This window comes from Hydrogenophaga sp., assembly GCF_026125825.1.
Classification (GTDB): domain Bacteria; phylum Pseudomonadota; class Gammaproteobacteria; order Burkholderiales; family Burkholderiaceae_C; genus Hydrogenophaga.
In genome coordinates this window covers 1-20696 of record NZ_JAHCKK010000073.1, presented here as the reverse complement: position 1 = coordinate 20696, position 20696 = coordinate 1, and the positions used below count along the sequence as shown (strand labels likewise).

Genomic DNA, 20696 nt, shown 5'->3' with positions numbered 1-20696 from the left:
GATCCCGCCTATGTCGAGAAGGTGCTGCGCGACCTGTCGCTGTGGGACAAGAAAGACAACAAGATCATGACGCTGTCCGGCGGCATGAAGCGGCGCGTGCTGATCGCCAAGGCGCTGGCGCACGAGCCGCGCATCCTGTTCCTCGACGAGCCGACCGCCGGCGTCGACGTCGAGCTGCGCAAGGACATGTGGGCGATCGTGCGGACGCTGCGCGAGTCCGGCGTCACCATCATTCTCACCACGCATTACATCGAGGAAGCCGAGGAGATGGCCGACCGGATCGGCGTCATGTCCAAGGGCGAAATCATCCTGGTCGAGGACAAAGCCGAGCTGATGCGCAAGCTCGGCAAGAAGCAGCTGGTGCTCACGCTGCAGCATCCGCTGGAGCGTGTGCCCGAGGCGCTCGCGCGCTGGCCGCTGGAGCTCTCGGGCGCGGGCCAGACGCTGACCTACACCTTCGATACCCAGAAGGACGAGACCGGCATCGCCGAGCTGCTGCGCACGCTGCACGCGCAGGGGATCGACTTCAAGGACCTTCAATCCAGCGAAAGCTCGCTCGAGGACATCTTCGTGAGCCTTGTCCACAAGAAGCAGGAGGCCCGCGCATGACACTGAACATCCATGGCATCAAGGCCATCTACCGCTTCGAGATGGCGCGCACCTTCCGCACCATCACGCAAAGCATCCTCGCGCCGGTGCTCACCACCTCGCTCTACTTCATCGTGTTCGGCACCGCCATCGGCTCGCGCATGGGCAATATCGACGGTGTCACCTACGGCGCCTTCATCATTCCCGGCCTGGTCATGCTCTCGCTGCTGAGCGAGAGCATTTCCAACGCCTCGTTCGGCATCTACATGCCCAAGTGGTCGGGCACCATCTACGAGCTGCTGTCCGCGCCGGTGTCGTGGATCGAGGTGCTGCTGGGGTACGTGGGCGCGGCGGCCACCAAATCGGTCATGCTGGGCTTGCTGATCCTGCTCACGGCGCGCGTGTTCGTGCCGTACCACATCGCGCACCCGGTGTGGATGCTCGGCTTCCTGCTGCTGACGGCCGTCACCTTCAGCCTGTTCGGTTTCATCATCGGCCTGTGGGCCGACAACTTCCAGAAGCTGCAGGTGATCCCGCTGCTGGTGGTAACGCCCCTGACCTTCCTGGGTGGCGCGTTCTACTCCATCAGCATGCTCCCGCCGCTGTGGCAGACCGTCTCGCTGGTCAACCCGGTGGTCTACCTCATCAGCGGTTTCCGCTGGGCCTTCTATGGCGTGGCCGATGTGCACATCGCCGTGAGCACGGGCATGACGCTGGTGTTCATGGCGCTGTGCCTGGGCTTCATCTGGTGGGTGTTCCGCACCGGCTACAAGCTGCGCCGCTGAAGGGCGTGCGGCCCATGAAGCCTCACATCACGGTCATCACCCTCGGCGTGGACGACCTCGAGCGCGCGGTGGCTTTCTACCGCGACGGGATGGGCCTGGCCACCCAGGGGATCGTCGGCACCGAGTTCGAGCACGGCGCCGTGGCCTTCTTCAACCTGCAGCACGGCCTGAAGCTCGCGCTGTGGCCGCGCCGCAGCCTTGCCTCCGACACGGGCCTGCCACTGCTCTCGACCAGCGCGCAGGCCTCCAGTGCGCTGGAGCTCTCGCTGGGCCACAACGTGGACTCGCGCGCCGAAGTGGACGCCGTGATGCAGCAGGCCGCCGATGCTGGCGCGCGGATCGTCAAGCCCGCGCAAGAGACCTTCTATGGCGGCTACGCCGGCCACTTCCAGGACCCGGACGGACACCTGTGGGAAGTGGTGTTCAACCCGGGGCTGGACGCGCTGGGATGAGGCTGGCGCACGGACGGCAGCCGGTGCGCGATGCCGGTGGAAACGGGCCCCTGAGGCCCCTCATTTTTTCTGCCGCGACGCCTTGGGTTTGGCCGCCGGTTGCTTGAGCTGGGCGCTCGCCTGCTCCAGCCACAGCAGGGTGTCGGCGTGCGCCATGAAGCGGCGAAGGTAGTCTGGCGAGAGTTCGCGCATGAGGCCCAGCGTGCGCAGCACCAGCATGTGCGAGTTGAGCGGGCCGGCGTTCTCGGGGCCGCGCTGCACGGCCTGCACCACCTCATCTTCGGCGCACAGGCGCGACCAGGTTTCGCGAAACGCCTGCGCGCTGCGCAGCTCGGAGCGGCCGGCGGTGGTGCCCGCGGCCTGGGCGGCGGTGGCGATGTGCTGGTTGAGCCGGCCCAGCGGGGTGAGCGGCCTGGGTGGTGGCGCACGCGGGCGCCGGGGCGGTGTGGCGGGCACGGCCGTAGCCTGCGCATCGGGTTCAACGGTCGCCACCGCCGGCAGCTTCGCGCGCAGCACGCGTTGCACGGCTTCGGGCGCGGCCTGCAGGCGCCGCGTCAAGGCGGCCACGTAGTGGGCGTGCACGGCGTCGGCGTCGTCGCTCATTTCAGGGCTTGGGGGTGGGCGCCGGGGTGGTCTTGGGCACGGGCGCCATCTCCACGCGGCGGTTGAGCGCGCGGCCCTTCTCGCTGGTGTTGGGCGCCACGGGCTGCTCGGCGCCGAAGGCCGCGCTGAACACGCGCTGCGGCGGCATGCCTTCCTGGATCAGCGCGCGCGTGACCGTGAGCGCGCGCTGGGCCGAGAGTTCGAGGTTGTCGGCAAAGCGCTGGTTGGTGGCCTGCACCGGGCGGTCGTCGGTGAAGCCGCTGACCATCAGCATCTCGTCGCGCTCGCCGAGGTAGACCTGCAGCGGCGGCACCAGGCTGCGCAGGATCTGCCGGCCTTCGGGTCGCAGTTCGTCGGAGTTCAGCGCAAACAGCACGCTGCCGCTGATGCCGATGCGGCCGTTGTCCAGCGTCACGCGGCCGTTCTGCAGCGGAATGGCCAGGGCTTTCTCCAGGGCCATGCGGCGCTGTTCTTCCTGCTGGCGCTTCTGCACCTCGGCCTGCAGGCTGGCCACGAGGTCCATCTGCACCACGAGCACACCGACGAGGATGAGCACGAAGGCGCCCACCAGGCCCGACATGAGGTCGCCGAACACGGCCCACACCGGCGCGGTGTGCTCGGTGCCGTCCTCGTCCTCGATGTGGCGGTCGTCCAGCCCGATCATCACGAGGCCTTCTTCTCGCCCGGCTGCGGGCCACGCAGGCGGCGCAGGTCTTCGACGATGCCCTGCTGCGAGCTGATGCTCAGGTCGATCACTTCGCGCGCCTGCGCCACGTAGTAGGCGAGCTGCTCGTCGCTGCGCGCCATGGACTGCGTCACAGCGCTTTCGATGCGCTGCAGGTTCTCGATCAGCCGCTCATTGGTGGTGCTGAAGAGCTGCACGCCGTGGCCGAAGGCCTCGCCCAGGGCGGCGAGTTCGATCGCACTGCCGTTGACCTGCGCGGCCACCTCTTCGGCGCGCACGGCCTGCGCGCCCACCGTGTCGGCGAATTGCCGCCCCACTTGATCCAGCACCGCGCCGGCAGAGCTGACGAGCGATTCGACGGCGGCCCGCTGTTCGCCTGTGGCCTGTTGCACGGACTGGAGCAGCGCGTCGATGTTGTGCATGAGGGTGGCGCGCTCCTGCAGCGCGCTGTTGTCGCGCGCGGTGAGCTGGCTCATCTCCTCGCGCAGCCGGGCGATCACTTCGGCCGCGGCCTTGGGGGCCTCGGCCGCGGTGTCCAGCAGGCGCGCCATGGGGGCTTCCAGCGCGGTGCCCAGCGTGGCGAGGTGGCTGGCCACCTGGTCGTTGAGCGACGCCTGCAGCTGGCCCACGCGCTGCGCGCTGGCCTGGTCGCGCGCGGCTTCCTCGCGGCGCAGGTTGGCGAGCTCGTCGCGCCAGAGGGTCGCCGTCTGCTCCAGCGTCTGCGCCACGGCCTGTTGCTGGGCCAGGGTCTGCGCGCCCAGTTGCCGCCACTGATCCTGCAGCGTGGTCGCCATGGCCTGCAGGGCCTGTGTCCAGGCGGCATGTTGCTGCTGGTCGGCCGTGGTCTGCGCGGCGTGCGAGCGGCTCACGGTTTCCTGCACGTCGGTGATCAAGGCGGCGCAGCGCTGCTCGAAGCCGGTGGTGAAGGCTGTGAGGGCGCGGTCCAGGCCCTGCGCCTGCTGCTCGCTGGTGCGGGCGTGTTGCTGCAGCGCCTGGGTCCAACCCTCGGCCACGGTGCTGGCGGTGGCGCCAAAGCGCTCCGACACGCCGGCCATCTGCGCCTGCACCGCCGCGCTCACGCGCTCGTGCAGCTGCGCCGATTCCCGCGCGAGCGCGTTCATGGCGTTCTCCACCACCGGCTGCAGGCTTTCGCCGGCGGCGCGGGCGCTGGCGCTCAGGCTGTCTCTGAGCGACTGGCCGACCGACGCCGCCAAGCCTTGGTAGGCCTCGCCGGCCTCGCGGTGGAACTGCGCCTGGCGCGCCTGCAGTTGCTCGTCCATCTGCTGGCCGCGGCGCTCGATCTGCTCCATGAGCGCGATGGTGCCTCTGGCACTCTCCACCACCGGCTGCAGGCTCTCACCGGCCGCGCGGGCGCTGGCGCTCACGCTGTCCTTGAGCGACTGCTCGACGGATTTCGCCAGGCCCTGGTAGGCCTCGCTGGCGGCCTGATGGAACTGCGCCTGCCGGCTCAGCAGCTGCTCGTCGAGTTGCTGGCCGCGGCGTTCGATCTGCTCCATCAGCGCCTGCAGCTGGCTCGCCACCGCGGGCAGCACGCCGGCCTGCTGCTGCAGTGCGTCGAAGGTGGCCTGCCGCTGGTGCGCCAGGGAGAAGGGCCGGAACACGGTGGCGGTGTGGGCTTCGAGCTGACGCGCCACGTCGGCGCGCTCGCGCCGGGCGATGGCGGACATGAGGCCCAGCATGGCCGAGGTGGCCACGCCAACCACCGAGGTGCCGAAGGCCAGGCCCAGGCCCTTGATGGGCGCGGCCAGCGCCGTGCGGATGGCCTGCAGGTCGGCCGAGCCTTCGAGCGTGAAGACCACGCCTTTGAAGGTGACGACCATGCCCAGGAAGGTGCCGAGCATGCCCAGCATCACGAGCAGGCCGATCAGGTAAGGCGTGAGCGCCAGGCCGGGCAGCGCGCCCCGCTCGCCCTCGATGCGCTGGCGCACGGCGTTCTGCAGGCCGGGAGGCACGCGCACGAGCCAGTCGCCGAGGGTGGCCAGTGGCTGCGGCACCTGCGCGAGGGCTTGCGCAAGCGAGGCGGTGGTCTGCCGGTAGCGCCGGATTTCCTGCGCCCCCAGCAAGTAGACCGCGCCGATGACCGCGGTCATGGCCAGGGCGAAGAGGCTGGAGCCGACAAAACCCGCGCCCACCCAGGCGATGGCCAGCAGGCCCAGGACGAAGGCGGCGATGAAAATCAAACGGTTCAGGGAAGGGCTGTTCATGGATTCAATTCATGGCTTCGATCATGCCCACCACCGGCTGCAGCCTCAGGTCGAGCTCGGCCAGCAGGGCCTGCTGGAAGTCCTGCTCGAACAGGGGTGGCCATGTGTCGGGATGGGACTGGCGCAGTTGCTCGAACCGCGCCTTGAGCAACGCGGGCAGGCCGGCGAGCAGCCGCTGCTCGCGCCCGCCCAGCATCTGGTCGAGCGTGGCGTCCAGCGCCGCGAGTTGCGCCAGGCGGGGCGAGGTGGCGGCCAGGGTCTGGCGCAGGTGGCCTCGCAGCGCATCGACGCCCATCTCCATGCGGCGCTGCTGGTCAAGGCAGCGCTGGTGATGAGGGGCGAATTCGGCGTCGCTGGCATCCACCGGGGGTTGAGGGGGCGTGGCGATGGACTGGCTGAGCGTGGCGCGCAGGCGCTCCAGCTCGGCCCGCGCCTCCACCGCGCCGGTCTTGATGGCGGCGCGCCGGGCTGTCACCGAGGGCAGGGTCTGGTGCAGCGAATGCAGGGCGATGGCGTCGGCCACGTTCAACCATTCGCCCAGCCGCTCGGCCATGTCCTGGCGCGGCACGTCCGCCGACGCAGGCATCCAGCCGGCGAGCTGACGCACCAGGGCAGAACGGTTGAAATGGCTGCGCAAAAGACTTTCCTAGGGCGCCCTGGCGGGCGCGATCGACATCAAGCAGGTTGTGGGGCCCCCCGGCGGCGAAAGGCCGCCGGGCGGGACGCGCCGGTGTCACACCACCAGCACGGCCCGGAAGTCGTTCACGTTGGTGTGCGTGGGCCCGGTGATCACCAGGTCGCCGATCGGCTCGAAGAAGCCGTAGGCGTCGTTGCGGGCCAGGTGGTCGGTGAGCTTGAGGCCCTTCTCGCTGGCCCGGGCCAGGGTGTCGGGCGTCACCAGCGCACCCGCATTGTCCTCTACCCCGTCGATGCCGTCGGTATCGGCCGCCAGGGCCCAAACGCCGGCCTGCGCGCCCAGGGCCTGCGCCAGGCCCAGGCAGAACTCGCCGGCCCGCCCGCCCCGGCCCTTGGCCTGACCTGGGGCGCGGGGGCGCACCGTGACGGTGGTCTCGCCGCCGCTGAGGATGACACAGGGCTTCTGGAAACTGCTGCGGCCCAGCGCGGTGGAGCGGGCCATCGCGCCGTGCACCTTGCCGACCTCGCGCGACTCGCCTTCGATCTCGTCGCTGAGGATCACCACGTTCAGGCCCAGAGCCCGGGCCGCCTCGGCAGCGGCCTCCAGGCTCTGCTGCGGGGTGGCGATGAGTTCCACCACATGACCCTGCAGGCGCGCGTCACCGGGCTTGGGGGTTTCGAGTGCGCCGCTGTCCAGCTGCGCGCGCACCGCAGGCGGCACCTCGATGCCGTAGCGGCGCAGGATGTCCAGCGCCTCGGCGCACGTGGAGGCGTCGGCCACCGTGGGGCCGCTGGCGATGACGCTCACGTCGTCGCCGGGCACATCGCTGATGGTGAGCGTGACCACGCGCGCGGGCGCGCAGGCAGCCGCCAGGCGCCCGCCCTTGATGGCCGAGAGGTGCTTGCGCACCGTGTTCATCTCGCCAATGTGCGCGCCGCTTTCCAGCAGCTGGCGGTTGATGCGCTGCTTGTCCTCCAGCGTGAGTCCCTCGCAGGGCAGCGTGAGCAACGCCGAGCCGCCGCCGGAGATCAGGCACAGCACCAGATCGTCGGCCGTGAGGCCTGCGGCGAGCTTCAGGATGCGCTGCGCCGCGTCGAGCCCGGCGGCATCGGGCACAGGGTGCGAGGCTTCCACCACCTCGATGCGCTGCGGCAGGCCTTGCGGCCGGGGCGGCGTGTGGTGGTAGCGGGTGACGACCAGGCCCGAGAGCGGCGCATCGGCCGGCCACAGGGCTTCCACCGCCTGGGCCATCGCGCCGCCGGCCTTGCCCGCGCCCAGCACCAGGGTGCGGCCCTTGGGCGGCGGAGGCAGGCTCGCAGCCGTGTTGTGCAGGGGCAGCGCGCGCTGCACCGCCACGTCGTACAGGTGGCGCAGCAGGGCGCGGGGGTCGTTCAGGCTGGGGGTGGCGGTCGGCTGAGGCATGGGGCAGAAGTCTAGCGAGTCCCGGGCGCCAGAAGTTACAGACCGGTAACACCCCGGGCATCAACCCGGGGTGGCGGCGATTTCATGATTTGCCATCAGCTCCAGGCTGCGGCACAAGGCCGAGTGGTCCAGCCCGGCCATGCCGTGGGCCGCACAGCTCTGCATGAGTTGCGCCGCGCTCGCGGTGTGCGGCAGGCTCAGGCCGAGTTCCCTCGCGCCCTGCAGCGCCAGGTTCAGGTCCTTCTGGTGCAGCTCGATGCGAAAGCCCGGGTTGAAGGTGCGCTTGACCATGCGCTCGCCGTGCACTTCCAGGATGCGGCTGGCCGCGAAGCCGCCCATGAGCGCCTGGCGCACCTTGGCCGGGTCGGCACCGGCCTTGCTGGCGAACAGCAGGGCCTCGGCCACGGCCTCGATGTTGAGCGCGACGATGATCTGGTTGGCCACCTTGGTGGTCTGGCCGTCGCCGTTGCCGCCCACCAGGGTGATGTTCTTGCCCATGGCCGAGAACAGGGGCTGGGCGCGGTCGAACGCGGCCTGCGGGCCACCGACCATGATGGTCAGGCTCGCGGCCTTGGCGCCCACCTCGCCGCCACTGACCGGCGCGTCGAGGTAGTCACACCCCAGCGCGTTGATCTTTCCGGCGAATGCCTTGGTCGCCATGGGGCTGATGGAGCTCATGTCGATGACCAGCTTGCCGACCCGGCCGTCCGCGCCGGGCTCGCTGTCTTTCAGGCCCCTGGCCACGCCGTTCTCGCCGAACAGCACGTCCTCCACGTGCGGCGTGTCGGGCACCATGGTGATGACGATGTCGGCGCGCCGCGCCACCTCGGTGGCGTTGGTGCACACGGTGGCGCCGGCTTCGGCGAACACCGCCGGGATCTTGCCGCGGCTGGCAACGAACAGCGCGTGCCCGGCCTTGAGCAGGTTGAGCGCCATGGGCGCCCCCATGATGCCCAGGCCGATGAAGCCGACTTTGAGTCCGTCCCGGGTCATGCCGGCTCTCCTTGCAGTTCGAGCGTCTGGCCGTGCGCGGCCACCCAGGAGAGTCCTCGATCGGTGCCGCCGGGGCCCGGGTCGCGCGGCTTGTATTCGCAGCCGATCTGGCCGGTGTAGCCCAGGTCGTCGATGGCGTCGAACAAGTGGCGGTAGTTGATCTCGCCGGTGCCCGGCTCGTGACGCCCGGGTGTGTCAGCCAGCTGCATGTGGGCGATGCGCGGCAGCAGGTCCCTGATGGTGTGGGTCAGCTCGCCCTCCATGCGCTGCACGTGGTAGATGTCGTACTGCAGGAAGAGGTTGTCGGAGCCGACCTCGTCCATCAGGGCGATCGCCTGGCGCGGCCGGTTCACGAAGAAGCCGGGCATGTCGAAATGGTTGATGGGTTCGAGCAACAGGCGCACGCCTTGTTGCTTCGCGGCCTCGGCGGCAAAGCGCAGGTTGCTCACCAGCGTGGCCTGCACCTGGGCAGTGGCCGCGCCGCGGGGTGGAATACCGGCCATGCAGTGCAGGTTCGGTGCCCCCAGCGCGGTGGCGTACTGCAGGGCGCGAGCCACGTTGGCGCGGAACTCGTCTTCGTGGCCGGGCCAGCAGGCCTTGCCGCGTTCGCCGGCGGCCCAGTCGCCCGCGGGCATGTTGTGCAGCACCAGCTGCAGCTGGTGGTCGGTCAGGCGCTGCTTGATCTCGTCGGGCTCGAAGTCGTAGGGGAACAGGAACTCCACCGACTTGAAGCCCGCGCGCGCGGCAGCGGCGAAGCGGTCGAGGAAGGGCAGCTCGTTCCAGAGCATGGAGAGGTTGGCGGCAAAGGTCGGCATGTGAGGATGTCCTTGTCTCTGTTCTCGGGGTCAGTCCAGCAGTCCCACCGTCTCCAGGCCCTGCGGGGCGCGGCAGTCGATGGCCTCGAATTCGTTGATCTTGTCGATCTCGGTGCCCATGGCAATGTTGGTGACGCGTTCCAGTATGCATTCCACCACCACCGGCACGCGGTGCCGCGCGGCGAGCTGCTGGGCCTCGCGCAGGGCGCCCTGCAGCTTCTCGGGGTCGGTCACGCGCAGGGCCTTGCAGCCCAGCCCCTCGACCACGGCGACGTGGTCCACGCCGTAGCCGCGCAGCTCGCCCGCGCCCGCCTCCATGTTCTGGTTGTCGAAGGCCAGCTGCACGCAGTAGTCCATGTCGAAGCCGCGCTGGCTCTGGCGGATCAGGCCGAGGTAGGCGTTGTTCACCAGCACGTGCACGTAAGGCAGGTGGAACTGCGCACCCACCGCGAGTTCCTCGATCAGGAACTGGAAGTCGTAGTCGCCCGAGAGCGCGACGACGTTTTTCGTCGGGTCGGAGGCGACCACGCCCAGCGCGGCAGGCAAGGTCCAGCCCAGCGGGCCGGCCTGGCCGCAGTTGATCCACTGGCGCGGGCCGTAGACGTGCAGAAACTGCGCGCCCGCGATCTGCGACAGGCCGATGGTGCTCACGTACACCGTGTCGCGGCCGAACACCTGGTTCATCTCTTCATAGACGCGGTGCGGCTTCATCGGGATCTGCTCGAAGTGCGTCTGGCGCAGCATGAGGCGCTTGCGCTCGGCGCAGCGGCCGGCCCAGCTGGCGTAGCTCGGCCAGTGGCCGGCGGCCTTGCGCTCGCGCGCCACTTCCACGAACAGTTGCAGCGCGGCCCTGGCATCGGAGACGATGCCGTAGTCGGGATCGAACACGCGGCCGATCTGCGTGGGCTCGATGTCCACGTGCACGAACTTTCGCCCCTGGGTGTAGGTCTCGATGGAACCGGTGTGGCGGTTCGCCCAGCGGTTGCCGATGCCGAGCACGAAGTCGCTCGCAAGCATCGTGGCGTTGCCGTAGCGGTGGCTGGTCTGCAGGCCCACCATGCCCGCCATGAGCGGGTGGTCGTCGGGGATCGAGCCCCAACCCATGAGGGTCGGGATCACCGGCACGCCGGTGAGTTCGGCGAACTCCTGCAGGCGGGCGCAGGCATCGGCGTTGATCACGCCGCCACCGGAGACGATCAGCGGCTTGGTCGAGGCGGCCAGCATGTCCAGCGCCTTCTCGATCTGCTTGCGGTTCGCGGCGGGCTTGTAGACCGGCAGGGGCTCGTAGGTGTCGGGGTCGAACTCGATCTCGGCCATTTGCACGTCGAAGGGCAAGTCGATCAGCACCGGCCCCGGGCGGCCCGAGCGCATGAGGTGGAAGGCCTGCTGGAACACGCGCGGCACCAGCGCGGGCTCGCGCACCGTCACGGCCCACTTGGTGACCGGCTTGGCGATGCTCTCGATGTCCACCGCCTGGAAGTCTTCCTTGTACAGCCGCGCGCGTGGCGCCTGGCCGGTGACGCAGAGGATGGGGATGCTGTCGGCCTGCGCCGAGTACAGCCCGGTGATCATGTCGGTACCGGCCGGCCCGCTGGTGCCGATGCACAGGCCGATGTTGCCGGCGCGAGCCCGGGTGTAGCCCTCGGCCATGTGCGAGGCGGCCTCCACGTGCCGCGCCAGGATGTGGCTGATGTGGCCGCGCTGGCGCATGGCGGCGTAGAACGGGTTGATGGCGGCGCCGGGCACACCAAACGCTTGCGAGACGCCTTCCTTCTCCAGCACACAGATGGCGGCCTGCGCCGCGGTCATTCGGGCCATGATGCGATTCCTTACCTGGGTTGAGGGACTGGGTTCGATGCTAGGGAGAACCCTCCCTCTTGGGAATGCCAATGGCGGTACGCCGATTCGATACTCCAGGTATGCAATGGGCCGGACGCGGCGTTAACATGCCGCCATGGACCGCTTCAAGGAAATCGAGGCCTTCGTCATGGCGATGGAGCACGGCAGCCTGGCCGCCGCCGCGCTGCACGCGGGCATCACGCCGGTGATGATGGGCCGGCGCATCGACGCGCTGGAGCGCCGGCTGGGCACGCAGCTCATCCACCGTTCCACCCGGCGACTGGCGCTCACCGAGCAGGGCGCGGGTTTCCTGGACGAATGTCGCACGCTGCTGGCGCAGTGGTCGGCGGCCGAGGCCACGGTGTCGGCGCAGAAGCACCGCGCCAGCGGCCACCTGGTGGTGTCGGCCCCGGCGGCGTTCGGGCGCCTGCACGTGGCACCGCACGCCAGCGCCTTTCTCAAGGCCAACCCCGAGGTCAAGCTCTCGTTCAACCTCACCGACCGCGTGGTGGACCTGGTGCGCGAAGGCTACGACCTGGGCCTGCGCATCGGCGGCGCGATCGACCCCAACTTCGTCGCCGTGCGCCTGGCCACCAACCAGCGCGTGGTCTGCGGCACGCCGGCCTACTTTCGCAAGCACGGCAAACCGCGCACGCTGGACGATCTGAAGGCGCACAACTGCCTGGCCTTCAACCTTCAGGGCGGCCAGCAGCGCGGCTGGTACTTCCAGCAGGGCGATCGAACCGTGACCGTGCGGGTGGAAGGCAACCTGGACTGCAACGACGGCGAACTGTTGCACCGCTGGGTGAGCGAGGGCATGGGGCTGGGCTGGCGCTCCACCTGGGAGATCCAGGCGCAACTGCAGCGTGGCGAGCTGGTGACGGTGCTGGACGAATTCGCCCTGCCCGCCTACGACATCCTGGCCGTCTACCCACAGCAGCGGCACCTCCCGGCCAAGGTGCGCTTCTTCATCGACCACCTCAAGAAGGTCTATGCGCAGCCCGGCTACTGGCTGCGCGAGGGGCACTGAGTTCAGGCCTCGCGGTCGCCCGGCAACTGCAGGGGCCGGTCCTCGAACTCGGTGTTGAGCACCACGGTGCTGGTGGTGCGCGCCACGCCCGGAATGGCCTTGATCTTGTAGAGCACCTCTTCGAGGGCGCGCGCGTGGGTGGTGCGGATCTTGGCGAGGAAATCGTGCTCGCCAGCCACGCTGTGCAGCTCCAGCACCTCGGGCAGCTCGCGCAAACGGGGCGCCACATCGCGGCAGTGCGCGCCACCGTCGTTGCGGATCGCCACAAAGGCGGTGAAGCGCAGGCCCACGCGGTCCGGGTCCACGCGCAGCGCGAAGCGCTCGATCACGCCGCGCTCGGCCATCTTCTTAACGCGCTCATGCACGGCGGCTGTGGACAGGCCCACCTCGGACGCCACCTCGGCATAAGAACGCCGGCTGTCGGCGCTCAATACCGTAAGAATTCTGGCATCGGTGTCGTCGATATTGATATTTGCTTGCATACGGCCGATATTGTGATCAAAATACAGTCATCAAGCGATCTGCCGAATAATTTCCGCCAACCAACTCGCGATGCCTGCCATTTTCAACCTGAATCGCCCGGACCGCCAGACCTTGCGCCTGGGCGGGGCGCTGCTGATCGTCTACCTGGTCTGGGGCACGACCTATTTCGCGCTCAGCGTGGCGATGCAGTCCCTGCCGCCGGTGCTCATGAATGGCGCGCGGTTCGTGATGGCCGGGGTGCTCATGCTGGGCATCGCGCGCTGGCAAGGTCAGGCCTGGCCGACGGCGGCGCAGTGGCGCGCCAGCGCGCTCATCGGCGGCCTGATGGCCTTTGCGGCCATGGCGCTGGTGGTGCTGGCGCAGAAAGCCGGCATCGGCTCTGGCCTGATGGCCACCGTGGTGACCACCATGCCGATGTGGCTGGCGCTGTGGACGCGCTGGGGCGGCGAGCGTGTGCCGCTGACCAGCTGGATCGGCCTGGCGCTGGGCGCTGGTGGCGCGCTGCTGCTGGCATTGGAGGGCGACTTTTCGACCACGCTGCTGGGCTCGTTGTGCGCCTTCGGTGCACCCCTGGCCTGGAGCCTGGGCTCCTACGCCTCGCGCCGCATGGCCCTGCCCCCGCCGGCCATGGCCTCGGCCGCGCAGTGGCTGCTGGGTGGCCTGCTCGGGCTGGTGGTGGCCTGGCTCTGGGAGCCGGGCGCGCGCGCCGTGGACTGGCAGCAGGTGTCGCCGGCCTCGGTGCTGGCCTGGCTGTACCTGGTGGTCATGGGCACCATGGTCACGCTCAACGCCTACCTCTGGCTGCTGAAGAACACCTCGGCCGCGCTGGCGGGCAGCTACTCCTTCGTGAACCCGGTCGTGGCCCTGTGCGTGGGCGTGTGGCTGGGGGGCGAGCGACTCACCGGCTGGGTGTTTGTCGCCATGCCGGTGATCGGTCTGGCGCTGGCGCTCATCCTCTACGGGCGCGACATCGCGCGCCTGGCCGGCGCGCTCAGGGGGCGCTCAGCACCTTCAACAACCACGCATTGAGGTCGTCCACCTCCTGCGTGCTCACGGTGTGCTCCATCGGGTAGGTGTGCCATTCCACGTCATAGCCGAGGCGCTGCAGCTCGTCGCGTGAGGCAATGGCGCGGTCGATGGTGACCATGGGGTCGTCTTCGCCGTGCGCCAGGAAGATCGGCGTGGCCCGGTTGGCTTCGCCGCGTTCAGCGTCGGTGGTGCCGGCAATCGGCAGGTAGCCCGACAGCCCGACCAGACCGGCCAGCCGCTGCGGGGCGCGCAGGCCGGTCATGAGTGTCATGGCGCAGCCCTGCGAGAAGCCCATGAGCACGATGCGATGGGCCGGCACGCCACGCGTGACCTCGCGGTCGATCAGGCCCTGCACCAGCCCCTGCGCGGCGCGCAGGCCGGGCTCGTCCTCCAGGCGCGGCACGGCCGGGTTGGCGCTGGGAGGGTGGATGTCGTACCAGGCGCGCATGCGGTAACCGCCGTTGAGCGTGACCGGCTGCACAGGAGCGCTCGGGAACACGAATCGCACCGGGCCGACCGTGCTCAGGTCCAGCTCGCGCGCGATCGGCACGAAATCGTTGCCGTCGGCGCCCAGGCCGTGCAGCACGATGATGGACGCAACGGGTTGAGCGGCGGCGTCGCCGCCGCTCAACGCTTCGAGGGTTTCAAGGAATGGGGTGTTCATGAACGGCAGCATAGCGCCCCCCGGGGCGCCACGCCGCTACTCAATGAACCCGGGCAACCACAGCGAGAGGGCCGGGAACGCGCACAGGATCAGCAGGCGCACCACGTCGACCGCGATGAAGGGCATGGTGCCCTTGTAGATCGCACCCAGCGGCAAGTCGCGCGCGATGGAGTTGATCACGAACACGTTCATGCCCACGGGCGGGCAGATCATGCCGAAGGTCACCGCCATCACCACGATCACGCCGAACCACACCGGGTCGAAACCCAGCTGCATCATCGCGGGGAACACGATGGGCACGGTCAGCAGGATCATCGCGAGTTCGTCCATAACCGCACCGAGGATCAGGTAGCCCACCATGATGAGCGCCAGCACGCCATACGGCCCCACCGGCAGGTGCACCAGGAACTCCACCGCGTTCTGCGTGAACTGGGTGATGGTGAGGAAGTAGCCGAACAGGTAGGCGCCGACCACGATCATCATGATGGCCGAGGACACGCGCAGCGCGCCGATGAGCGCGGCCTTGATCTGCTTCCAGCCCAGGCGCCCGCGCAGCATGCCAATGACCAGCGTGCCGATCGCGCCCACCCCGGCGGCTTCCTGCACGGTGAAGAGGCCACCGTAGATGCCGCCCAGCACGAACACGAACAACACCACGACCGCCCAGAGTGGCCGCAGCGAGACAAAGCGCTCGCCCCATCCCATGCGCTCGCCGCTGGGCATGGTATCGGGCCGCAGGCGCGCCACGACGGCCACCACCACGCTGTAGAACCCGATCGCCATGAAGCCGGGGATGATGCCGGCGGCGAAGAGTTTGGTGATGTCGGTCTCGGTCATGATGCCGTAGAGCACCATGATCACCGAGGGCGGGATCATGATGCCCAGCGTGCCACCGGCCGCGATCAACCCGGCCGAGAAGCCGGGGTGGTAACCCGCCCGGCGCATCTCGGGCAGGGCCACCTGCGTCATGGTCGCGGCGGTGGCGACCGACGAACCATTGATGGCCGAGAAGCCGCCGCAGGCCGCGATGGACGCCAGCGCCAGGCCGCCGCGCCGGTGGCCCAGCCACGCCCGCCCCGCCTTGAACAGCTCGGTGCTCATGCCCGAATGCGAGGCGAAGGCGCCCATCAGGATGAACATCGGGATCACGATGAGGTTGTAGTCGGTGAGCACCGACAGCGGCACGTTGGCCAGCAGGTTCAGGGCGGGGGTGGTGCCCGAGAGCAGCGCGAAGCCCCCCACGCCGGCCACGCCCATGGCGATGCCGATGGGCACGCGCACGGCCATGAGGGCAAACATGCCCACGAAGCCCAGAAGGGCCACCAGATCACGATCCATGGGCCGCTCCTGGCACGTCGTCGTCCACCGGATCGGCGTTGGCCGCGCGGCCCTGCCACAGATGCATGAGACGCACCAAGGCCAGCACCGCCGCCACGCTGGCGCCCACGGCCGCCACGCTGTAGAACCACTGCAGCGGCAGCCGCAGGTCCATGGTGCCCTGGCTGCCGGTGCCGCCCACCTTGACCCAGACCATCCAGGCCAGGGGCACGAGGAAGGCGGCGGTCAGGGCGGTGGCCAGCAGGTCCATGCGGCGCTGGCCTTTGGGACTCAGGTGCTCCCACACGATGTCCACGCCGATGTGGGTGCCGTAGTAGGTGGCCAGGGCGATGCCCCAGAACATCGCGATGCCCTGCAGCATCTGCGTGCCGTCGAACCAGTCGGGGATCTGCATGCTGAACGCATAGCGCAGCAGCACGTTGCCGGCTGTGAGCAACGCGATCAGCAACAGAAACAGCGCGGCCACCGTCTCGATGGCCGAGAACAGGCGCTTCATCAATCAGTTACCGGCTTTGCGGTGGGCCAGTTCCTTGCGCAAGTCGTCCAGCGCGGCCTGGCCCTTGTTGCCCGATGCATCGGCGGCCTTCACCCATTGGGCGTACACCGGATCGACCGCCTTCTTCCACACATCGAGCTGCGCGGGCGAAATCGGGACGATGGTGTGGCCGGCCGTCTTCTCCAGCTTGGCCTGGCCCGAATCTTCCTCGTCGCCCCAGGCGCCGCCGACCTTGCCGGCCCATTCGTTGTTGCAGTGGTCGTCGATGACCTTCTTCTGGCCAGCCGCGAGCTTGTCGTACCACGGCTTGTTGAGCACCCAGACGAAGTCGGAGGCGTAGAAGCGCATGTCGCTGTGGAACTTGACGGCCTTGTCGATGCCGAAGGAAACGATGGAGTTCCAGGGGAAGGTGATGGCATCGGCCACGCCCTTGTCGAGTGCATCGCGCGCCTCGGGGGCCGAGACCTGCACGTTGGTCGCGCCCAGCAGCGTCATGGTCTGGGCCACGGTGCCGTTGGCCGAGCGGATCTTCATGCCCTTGAGCTGGCCGGGTTCGGTGATCGGCTTCTTGGCGTGGAAGGTGCCGATGTGCACGTGCGCAAAGCAGAACTTCACGTCCTTCATCTCGGTGGCGGCATAAGAGCGGTACCACTGGTCCAGCGCGGCCGAGCCAGGACCGGGCTTGGCGATCAGGAAAGGCAGTTCACCGGCGGCGATCATGGGGAAGCGGCCGGCCTGGTAACCGGGGTTGACCCAGGTCATCTCGGCGATGCCGTCGCGCGCCATGTCGTAGTGGTCGGCGGCCTTGCCGAGCTGCTGCGCCGGGAACAGGGCGACCTTGATCGAGCCCTTGGACGCCGCTTCCACCGACTTGGCCCACGGCTCGAAGCCGAGTTTGGCCAGCGGGTGCGAGGCCGGCAGCCAGTGCGCGAACTTCAGTTCGACCGCCTTGTCCTGCGCCTGCGCAATGGCTGCGCCGAGCAACAGGCTTGCAATGGCAACGCCGCGCAGGGAAGTCTTGATCGGGTTTTTCATCTTTGTCTCCTGGTTGTTGAGGTTTTCAAGAAAGGCGCATGTTGCAGGCATTCATGCGCGAGGGGTGAGCGTGGTTTCCCGGGGTGGCGCCTTCGCGGCCCAGAACACGGGTTGCGCCTTCGGCCCGGGCGCGGCGCGGTGCGCCTGGTTGAGCTTGCCTTCGGGATCGGCCAGCGTGGTGCGCAGCGCCTCGCGCAAACGCGGTGCGACCTGCTCCGCTTCGGCGGCCCCGCCCAAAACCGGCTCGACATGCGTGGCCCACAGCCGGGCGTAGTTCTCACGCCCGCGCGCCTGGGTGTCCCCATAACCCTTGAGCACCTGCGGCAGGCCAGCGAGCACCAGCGCCAGCGCTGGCGACTGCCGCAGCACCTGGCGCATGGCCGCCAGCCACACGCCCAGCGTGTCGTGCTCCTGGGCATAGCGCAGCGAACGCGGCCGCAGCGGGCGCAGCCAGGCCAAGCTGCGCAGCATGAGGTACCCCCAGAGGCTGGTGGAGCGGATGTGCAGGCTCACGTGGGCCTTGCCCATCCAGCCACGCCGGGTGGCCAGCGCCACGAGCCACTGGCCCAGGGCGCGCGGCAGCACCGCCGCCACTTCGTCCACGCCCGGCTTGAAGTGCTCGGTGACGCGCACGACGTCACCCGGCCTGGCCTGGGCTTCGCTGGCCACGCGCGCATAGCGGCTGCGCCGGGTCTTGAGGTCGGCCACGCGGATCACGTCCTCGAAACACATCCACAGCGCGAGGTGGCGAACAGCCTCCTCCAGCGCATCGCCTGCGGCCGGCACGGCCGCGTCCACCAGGCCCTGCACGTGGTCAAAGAAAACCTGGGCATAGCGGTCGTTCTGGTAGTCGCGGCAGCGCAGCGCGCCGTGCGCGGCGAGCAGCTGCACGGCGCTGGGCCATGCCTGCAATCGCAACATCCATTCACCCTGCCGGGTCGGTGGCAGCTGGGCTTCGGCCAGCACCTCAAGCGCGTCCTTCGACAACGCCGGGGCGGGGGTGGACGGTTGCGCGGCCTCGTCGAACGCGGCGGCGAAACCGGCCAGGCTGGCCTGCACGCCCTTGCCGGATTCGCGAATCACGTCTTCGCACACGCTGCGCGGCCAGGGCAGCACCCCCGCGCCAGCGAGCGCACCAAACATCACGGCGGAGACCACCGTGCCGGTCTTCACCGTCACGGCTTCCATGTCGAACAGCACAGCGTGGCGCGCGAGCGCGCGCGCCGCGTCCTCCAGCCGCTGCGGGTCCTGCCGCCCATCGGCCATGTGCATCTTCTCCACCGTGGTGTAGACGCGGTGTGTGGACGCGATCAGCGTCGTGCGGCCGGTGACGAAGCCGCGTTCGACCATGCGGGCGGCTTCGAGCAGCTCGCTGGCCACCAGCACGTCCACGCGGCCCGCCACGGGTGTCAGGCCGAAAACGGGGTTGGAGGCGCGGCCCGCAGGTTCGCGCAGCAGTTCAATGTAGTAGCTCGTCGCGCCGGTGCGCTGCGCCACGCCGGGCACCGAGGTGGCCTGCACCGGCAGGCCGTGGCGGCGCGCGCACTGCACCAGCCAGTCGGCCAGCACGCCGCCGCCTTCGCCGCCGAGCGCGGCGATCAGGATGCCGTAGGAGTTGTCTTGTGGGTTCATGGCTCAGGCCGGCTGCAGCAGGCCGATGAAGAAGCGGTTGAAGCGGTCGGTGAGGCGGTCCCACCAGCTCGGGTGCGTGACGATTTCGATCTTGTGGAAGGAAGGGCACAGCACGGCGGCATCGGCCACCTCGCCGCACAGGCCGCAGCCCACGCAGCCGTTGGTGACGTGCGCCACGGGCTCGCGCCGCAGGGGATCGTTCGTGGGCTTGACGGTGAGCGTGGGACAGCCCGAGAGGCGGATGCATGAGTGATCGCCGGTGCAGGTGTCCTCGTCCACGCCGTAGCGCGTGCGAACGCTGCGCAGGCCTTCCTTGAGGCGGCGCGCGCGGATGGGTTTGAGCCGCCGCTGGCGTTCGAGCTGGCACTCGCCCTCGGCGATCACCACCTTGAGGCCCTTGAACGGCGAATTCACCGCCTCCTTCAACACGTCGCGAACTTTGGAGACACGGTAGTTGTGGACCGTCTTGACCCACTTCACTCCCATGCCCTGCAGCGTGTTCTCGATCGTCATCTCGTCGGCCGTGGCGCTGGAGCCCTCGGCCACGCGCTTGGCCTCGGAGGCCGGCGTGGACATGGTCTCCTGCGTGCCGGTGGCCGAGGTGTAGCCATTCTTCATGATCACCAGCACACCGTCGCCCTGGTTGAGCAGGGTCGAGCTCACGCCGGAGAGCAGGCCGTTGTGCCAGAAGCCGCCGTCGCCCATGATGGCGATGGGCCGCTTGGCCGAGAAGTTCTTCACCGCCGCGCTGGACGCCATGCTCATGCCGTAGCCGAGGATGGAGTTGCCGAACGAGAACGGCTCGAAGGTGGCGAAGGAATGGCAACCGATGTCGGTCGAGATGTGCAGCTTGCCCACTTCGCGCTCGACCAGCTTGAGCGCGCTGAACACCGGCCGCTCGGGGCAGCCGGTGCAAAAGTTGGGCGGGCGCGCGGGCACCCCGCCACCGAGCTCGGCCAGCGCGCGCTCGCGCACCTCGGCCAGCTCGGCGCTGAAGGTGGTCGCAGCCGCCGTGTCCAGCGAGGGCAGGTGCTCTCGCACGAAATCCGTGATGCCCTTGACCAGGATCTCGGCGGTGTACTCGCCCCCCATGGGCAGCAGGTCCTTGCCGTGCAGGCGGGTCTGCAGATCGGCGCGGCGCAACTGTGTGGCGATGTCCTGCTCGATGAACTCGGGCTGGCCTTCCTCGATCACCAGCACCGCGCGCTTGTCGGCACAGAAGGCGGCGATCTGCTCGGGCACCAGCGGGTACACCACGTTAAGCACCAGCAGGGGGATGTCGCTCTCGCCCGAGCCATTGGCCAGGCCCGCCTGCTGCAGCGCCCGCATGGTGGTGTTGTAGAGGCCACCTTGCACGATCAGGCCCACCTCGGCGTGGCGCCCGCCAAAGTGTTCGTTCAGGCCGGCTTCCTCGATGAACTTTCGCGCCGCCGGCATGCGCACTTCGTACTTGTGCTTTTCATGGCGGAAGGTGGACGGCGGGTGCGAGAGCCGGCCATAGTCGAAAGAGGCCGCTTCCTGTTGCAGCAGGCGGCTGGAGATCGCCGGTGCGATGTTGTCGCTGGCCACAAAGCTGCCCTGCACATGGCAGGCGCGGATGCGCAACTCCATCATCACCGGTGTGTTGGACGCCTCGGAGAGCTCGAAGCCCTTCTCGACCATGCGCACGATGGTGGGAAGGTTGGGACGCGGGTCCATGAGCCAGAGCGCGGACTTCATCGCGAAGGCGTGCGTGCGCTCCTGGATCACGCTCGCTCCTTCGCCGTAGTCCTCGCCCACGACGATCAGCGCGCCGCCCATCACCCCCGGCGAGGCCAGGTTGGACAGCGCGTCGGAGGCGACGTTGGTGCCGACCACCGATTTCCAGGTGACCGCGCCGCGCACCGGGTACATGATGGACGCGGCCAGCATCGCGGCCGCCGAACTCTCGTTCGTGCAGGCCTCG

The 20696-nt window shown here is 68.8% G+C and carries 20 protein-coding genes; 5 read left to right on the top strand and 15 right to left on the bottom strand.

Annotated features, from left to right (window positions below; all coding sequences use genetic code 11):
• From KIT86_RS18960 to KIT86_RS18950, 3 genes are all read left to right on the top strand, one after another.
• A partial coding sequence (locus tag KIT86_RS18960; RefSeq protein ID WP_297401231.1) for an ATP-binding cassette domain-containing protein occupies positions 1-609 on the top strand: 609 nt, incomplete at its 5' end.
• A 2-nt stretch (positions 610-611) separates the two neighbouring features.
• Entirely contained in the window at positions 612-1373 is a 762-nt protein-coding gene (locus KIT86_RS18955; RefSeq protein ID WP_297401232.1) for an ABC transporter permease, read from the top strand.
• A gap of 14 nt (positions 1374-1387) precedes the next feature.
• Entirely contained in the window at positions 1388-1825 is a 438-nt protein-coding gene (locus KIT86_RS18950; RefSeq protein ID WP_297401230.1) for a VOC family protein, read from the top strand.
• A gap of 60 nt (positions 1826-1885) precedes the next feature.
• Here the strand turns inward: KIT86_RS18950 and KIT86_RS18945 are convergent, their stop codons facing one another.
• The 8 genes from KIT86_RS18945 to gcl all read right to left on the bottom strand — a co-directional run bounded on the left by KIT86_RS18945 (position 1886) and on the right by gcl (position 11023).
• Positions 1886-2428 (bottom strand): DUF2894 domain-containing protein, encoded by a 543-nt coding sequence (locus tag KIT86_RS18945; protein ID WP_297401229.1) that lies wholly within the window; start codon positions 2426-2428, stop codon positions 1886-1888.
• 1 nt (position 2429) lies between these two features.
• The gene (locus tag KIT86_RS18940) at positions 2430-3092 is read right to left on the bottom strand and encodes an OmpA family protein (RefSeq protein ID WP_297401228.1); all 663 of its coding nucleotides are present in this window, start codon (positions 3090-3092) and stop codon (positions 2430-2432) included.
• Positions 3092-5338: a DUF802 domain-containing protein gene (locus KIT86_RS18935; protein ID WP_297401227.1), complete on the bottom strand. Its 2247-nt coding sequence runs from the start codon at positions 5336-5338 to the stop codon at positions 3092-3094. Before KIT86_RS18935 ends, KIT86_RS18940 begins: the two co-directional genes overlap by 1 nt.
• A gap of 4 nt (positions 5339-5342) precedes the next feature.
• Complete coding sequence (locus tag KIT86_RS18930; protein WP_297401226.1) at positions 5343-5975, bottom strand: DUF3348 family protein; 633 nt, start codon at positions 5973-5975, stop codon at positions 5343-5345.
• Positions 5976-6071: 96 nt separating this feature from the next.
• Positions 6072-7397, bottom strand: a complete 1326-nt coding sequence (locus KIT86_RS18925; RefSeq protein ID WP_297401225.1) for a glycerate kinase — start codon at positions 7395-7397, stop codon at positions 6072-6074.
• Positions 7398-7457: 60 nt separating this feature from the next.
• Positions 7458-8390, bottom strand: a complete 933-nt coding sequence (locus KIT86_RS18920; protein ID WP_297401223.1) for a 2-hydroxy-3-oxopropionate reductase — start codon at positions 8388-8390, stop codon at positions 7458-7460.
• The gene (hyi, locus tag KIT86_RS18915) at positions 8387-9205 is read right to left on the bottom strand and encodes a hydroxypyruvate isomerase (protein WP_297401221.1); all 819 of its coding nucleotides are present in this window, start codon (positions 9203-9205) and stop codon (positions 8387-8389) included. The genes KIT86_RS18920 and hyi overlap by 4 nt, the downstream gene beginning before the upstream one ends.
• Before the next feature lie 30 nt (positions 9206-9235).
• Positions 9236-11023: a glyoxylate carboligase gene (gene gcl, locus KIT86_RS18910; protein ID WP_297401219.1), complete on the bottom strand. Its 1788-nt coding sequence runs from the start codon at positions 11021-11023 to the stop codon at positions 9236-9238.
• 136 nt (positions 11024-11159) lie between these two features.
• Here gcl and KIT86_RS18905 point away from each other — a divergent pair, with 136 nt between their 5' ends.
• On the top strand, positions 11160-12074 hold the full coding sequence (locus tag KIT86_RS18905; protein WP_297401217.1) for a LysR family transcriptional regulator: 915 nt from the start codon (positions 11160-11162) through the stop codon (positions 12072-12074).
• 2 nt (positions 12075-12076) lie between these two features.
• Here KIT86_RS18905 and KIT86_RS18900 read toward each other — a convergent pair whose 3' ends face one another.
• Positions 12077-12556, bottom strand: coding sequence for an Lrp/AsnC family transcriptional regulator (locus KIT86_RS18900; RefSeq protein ID WP_297401215.1), 480 nt, complete (start codon positions 12554-12556; stop codon positions 12077-12079).
• Positions 12557-12626: 70 nt separating this feature from the next.
• Here KIT86_RS18900 and KIT86_RS18895 point away from each other — a divergent pair, with 70 nt between their 5' ends.
• Positions 12627-13586: an EamA family transporter gene (locus tag KIT86_RS18895; RefSeq protein ID WP_297401213.1), complete on the top strand. Its 960-nt coding sequence runs from the start codon at positions 12627-12629 to the stop codon at positions 13584-13586.
• Here KIT86_RS18895 and KIT86_RS18890 read toward each other — a convergent pair.
• The 6 genes from KIT86_RS18890 to KIT86_RS18865 all read right to left on the bottom strand — a co-directional run.
• A complete protein-coding gene (locus tag KIT86_RS18890) occupies positions 13549-14250 on the bottom strand; it encodes a dienelactone hydrolase family protein (RefSeq protein WP_297401211.1) in 702 nt (233 codons plus the stop codon). The genes KIT86_RS18895 and KIT86_RS18890 overlap by 38 nt on opposite strands.
• Positions 14251-14286: 36 nt before the next feature.
• Complete coding sequence (locus KIT86_RS18885; RefSeq protein ID WP_297401209.1) at positions 14287-15588, bottom strand: TRAP transporter large permease; 1302 nt, start codon at positions 15586-15588, stop codon at positions 14287-14289.
• Positions 15578-16084: a TRAP transporter small permease gene (locus KIT86_RS18880; protein ID WP_297401207.1), complete on the bottom strand. Its 507-nt coding sequence runs from the start codon at positions 16082-16084 to the stop codon at positions 15578-15580. Before KIT86_RS18880 ends, KIT86_RS18885 begins: the two co-directional genes overlap by 11 nt.
• A 3-nt stretch (positions 16085-16087) precedes the next feature.
• Positions 16088-17119, bottom strand: a complete 1032-nt coding sequence (locus KIT86_RS18875; RefSeq protein ID WP_297401205.1) for a TRAP transporter substrate-binding protein — start codon at positions 17117-17119, stop codon at positions 16088-16090.
• A gap of 51 nt (positions 17120-17170) precedes the next feature.
• Entirely contained in the window at positions 17171-18751 is a 1581-nt protein-coding gene (locus KIT86_RS18870; protein WP_297401203.1) for an indolepyruvate oxidoreductase subunit beta family protein, read from the bottom strand.
• 3 nt (positions 18752-18754) lie between these two features.
• Positions 18755-20696: indolepyruvate ferredoxin oxidoreductase subunit alpha (locus KIT86_RS18865; RefSeq protein WP_297401201.1), on the bottom strand; the 1942-nt coding region annotated here is incomplete at its 5' end.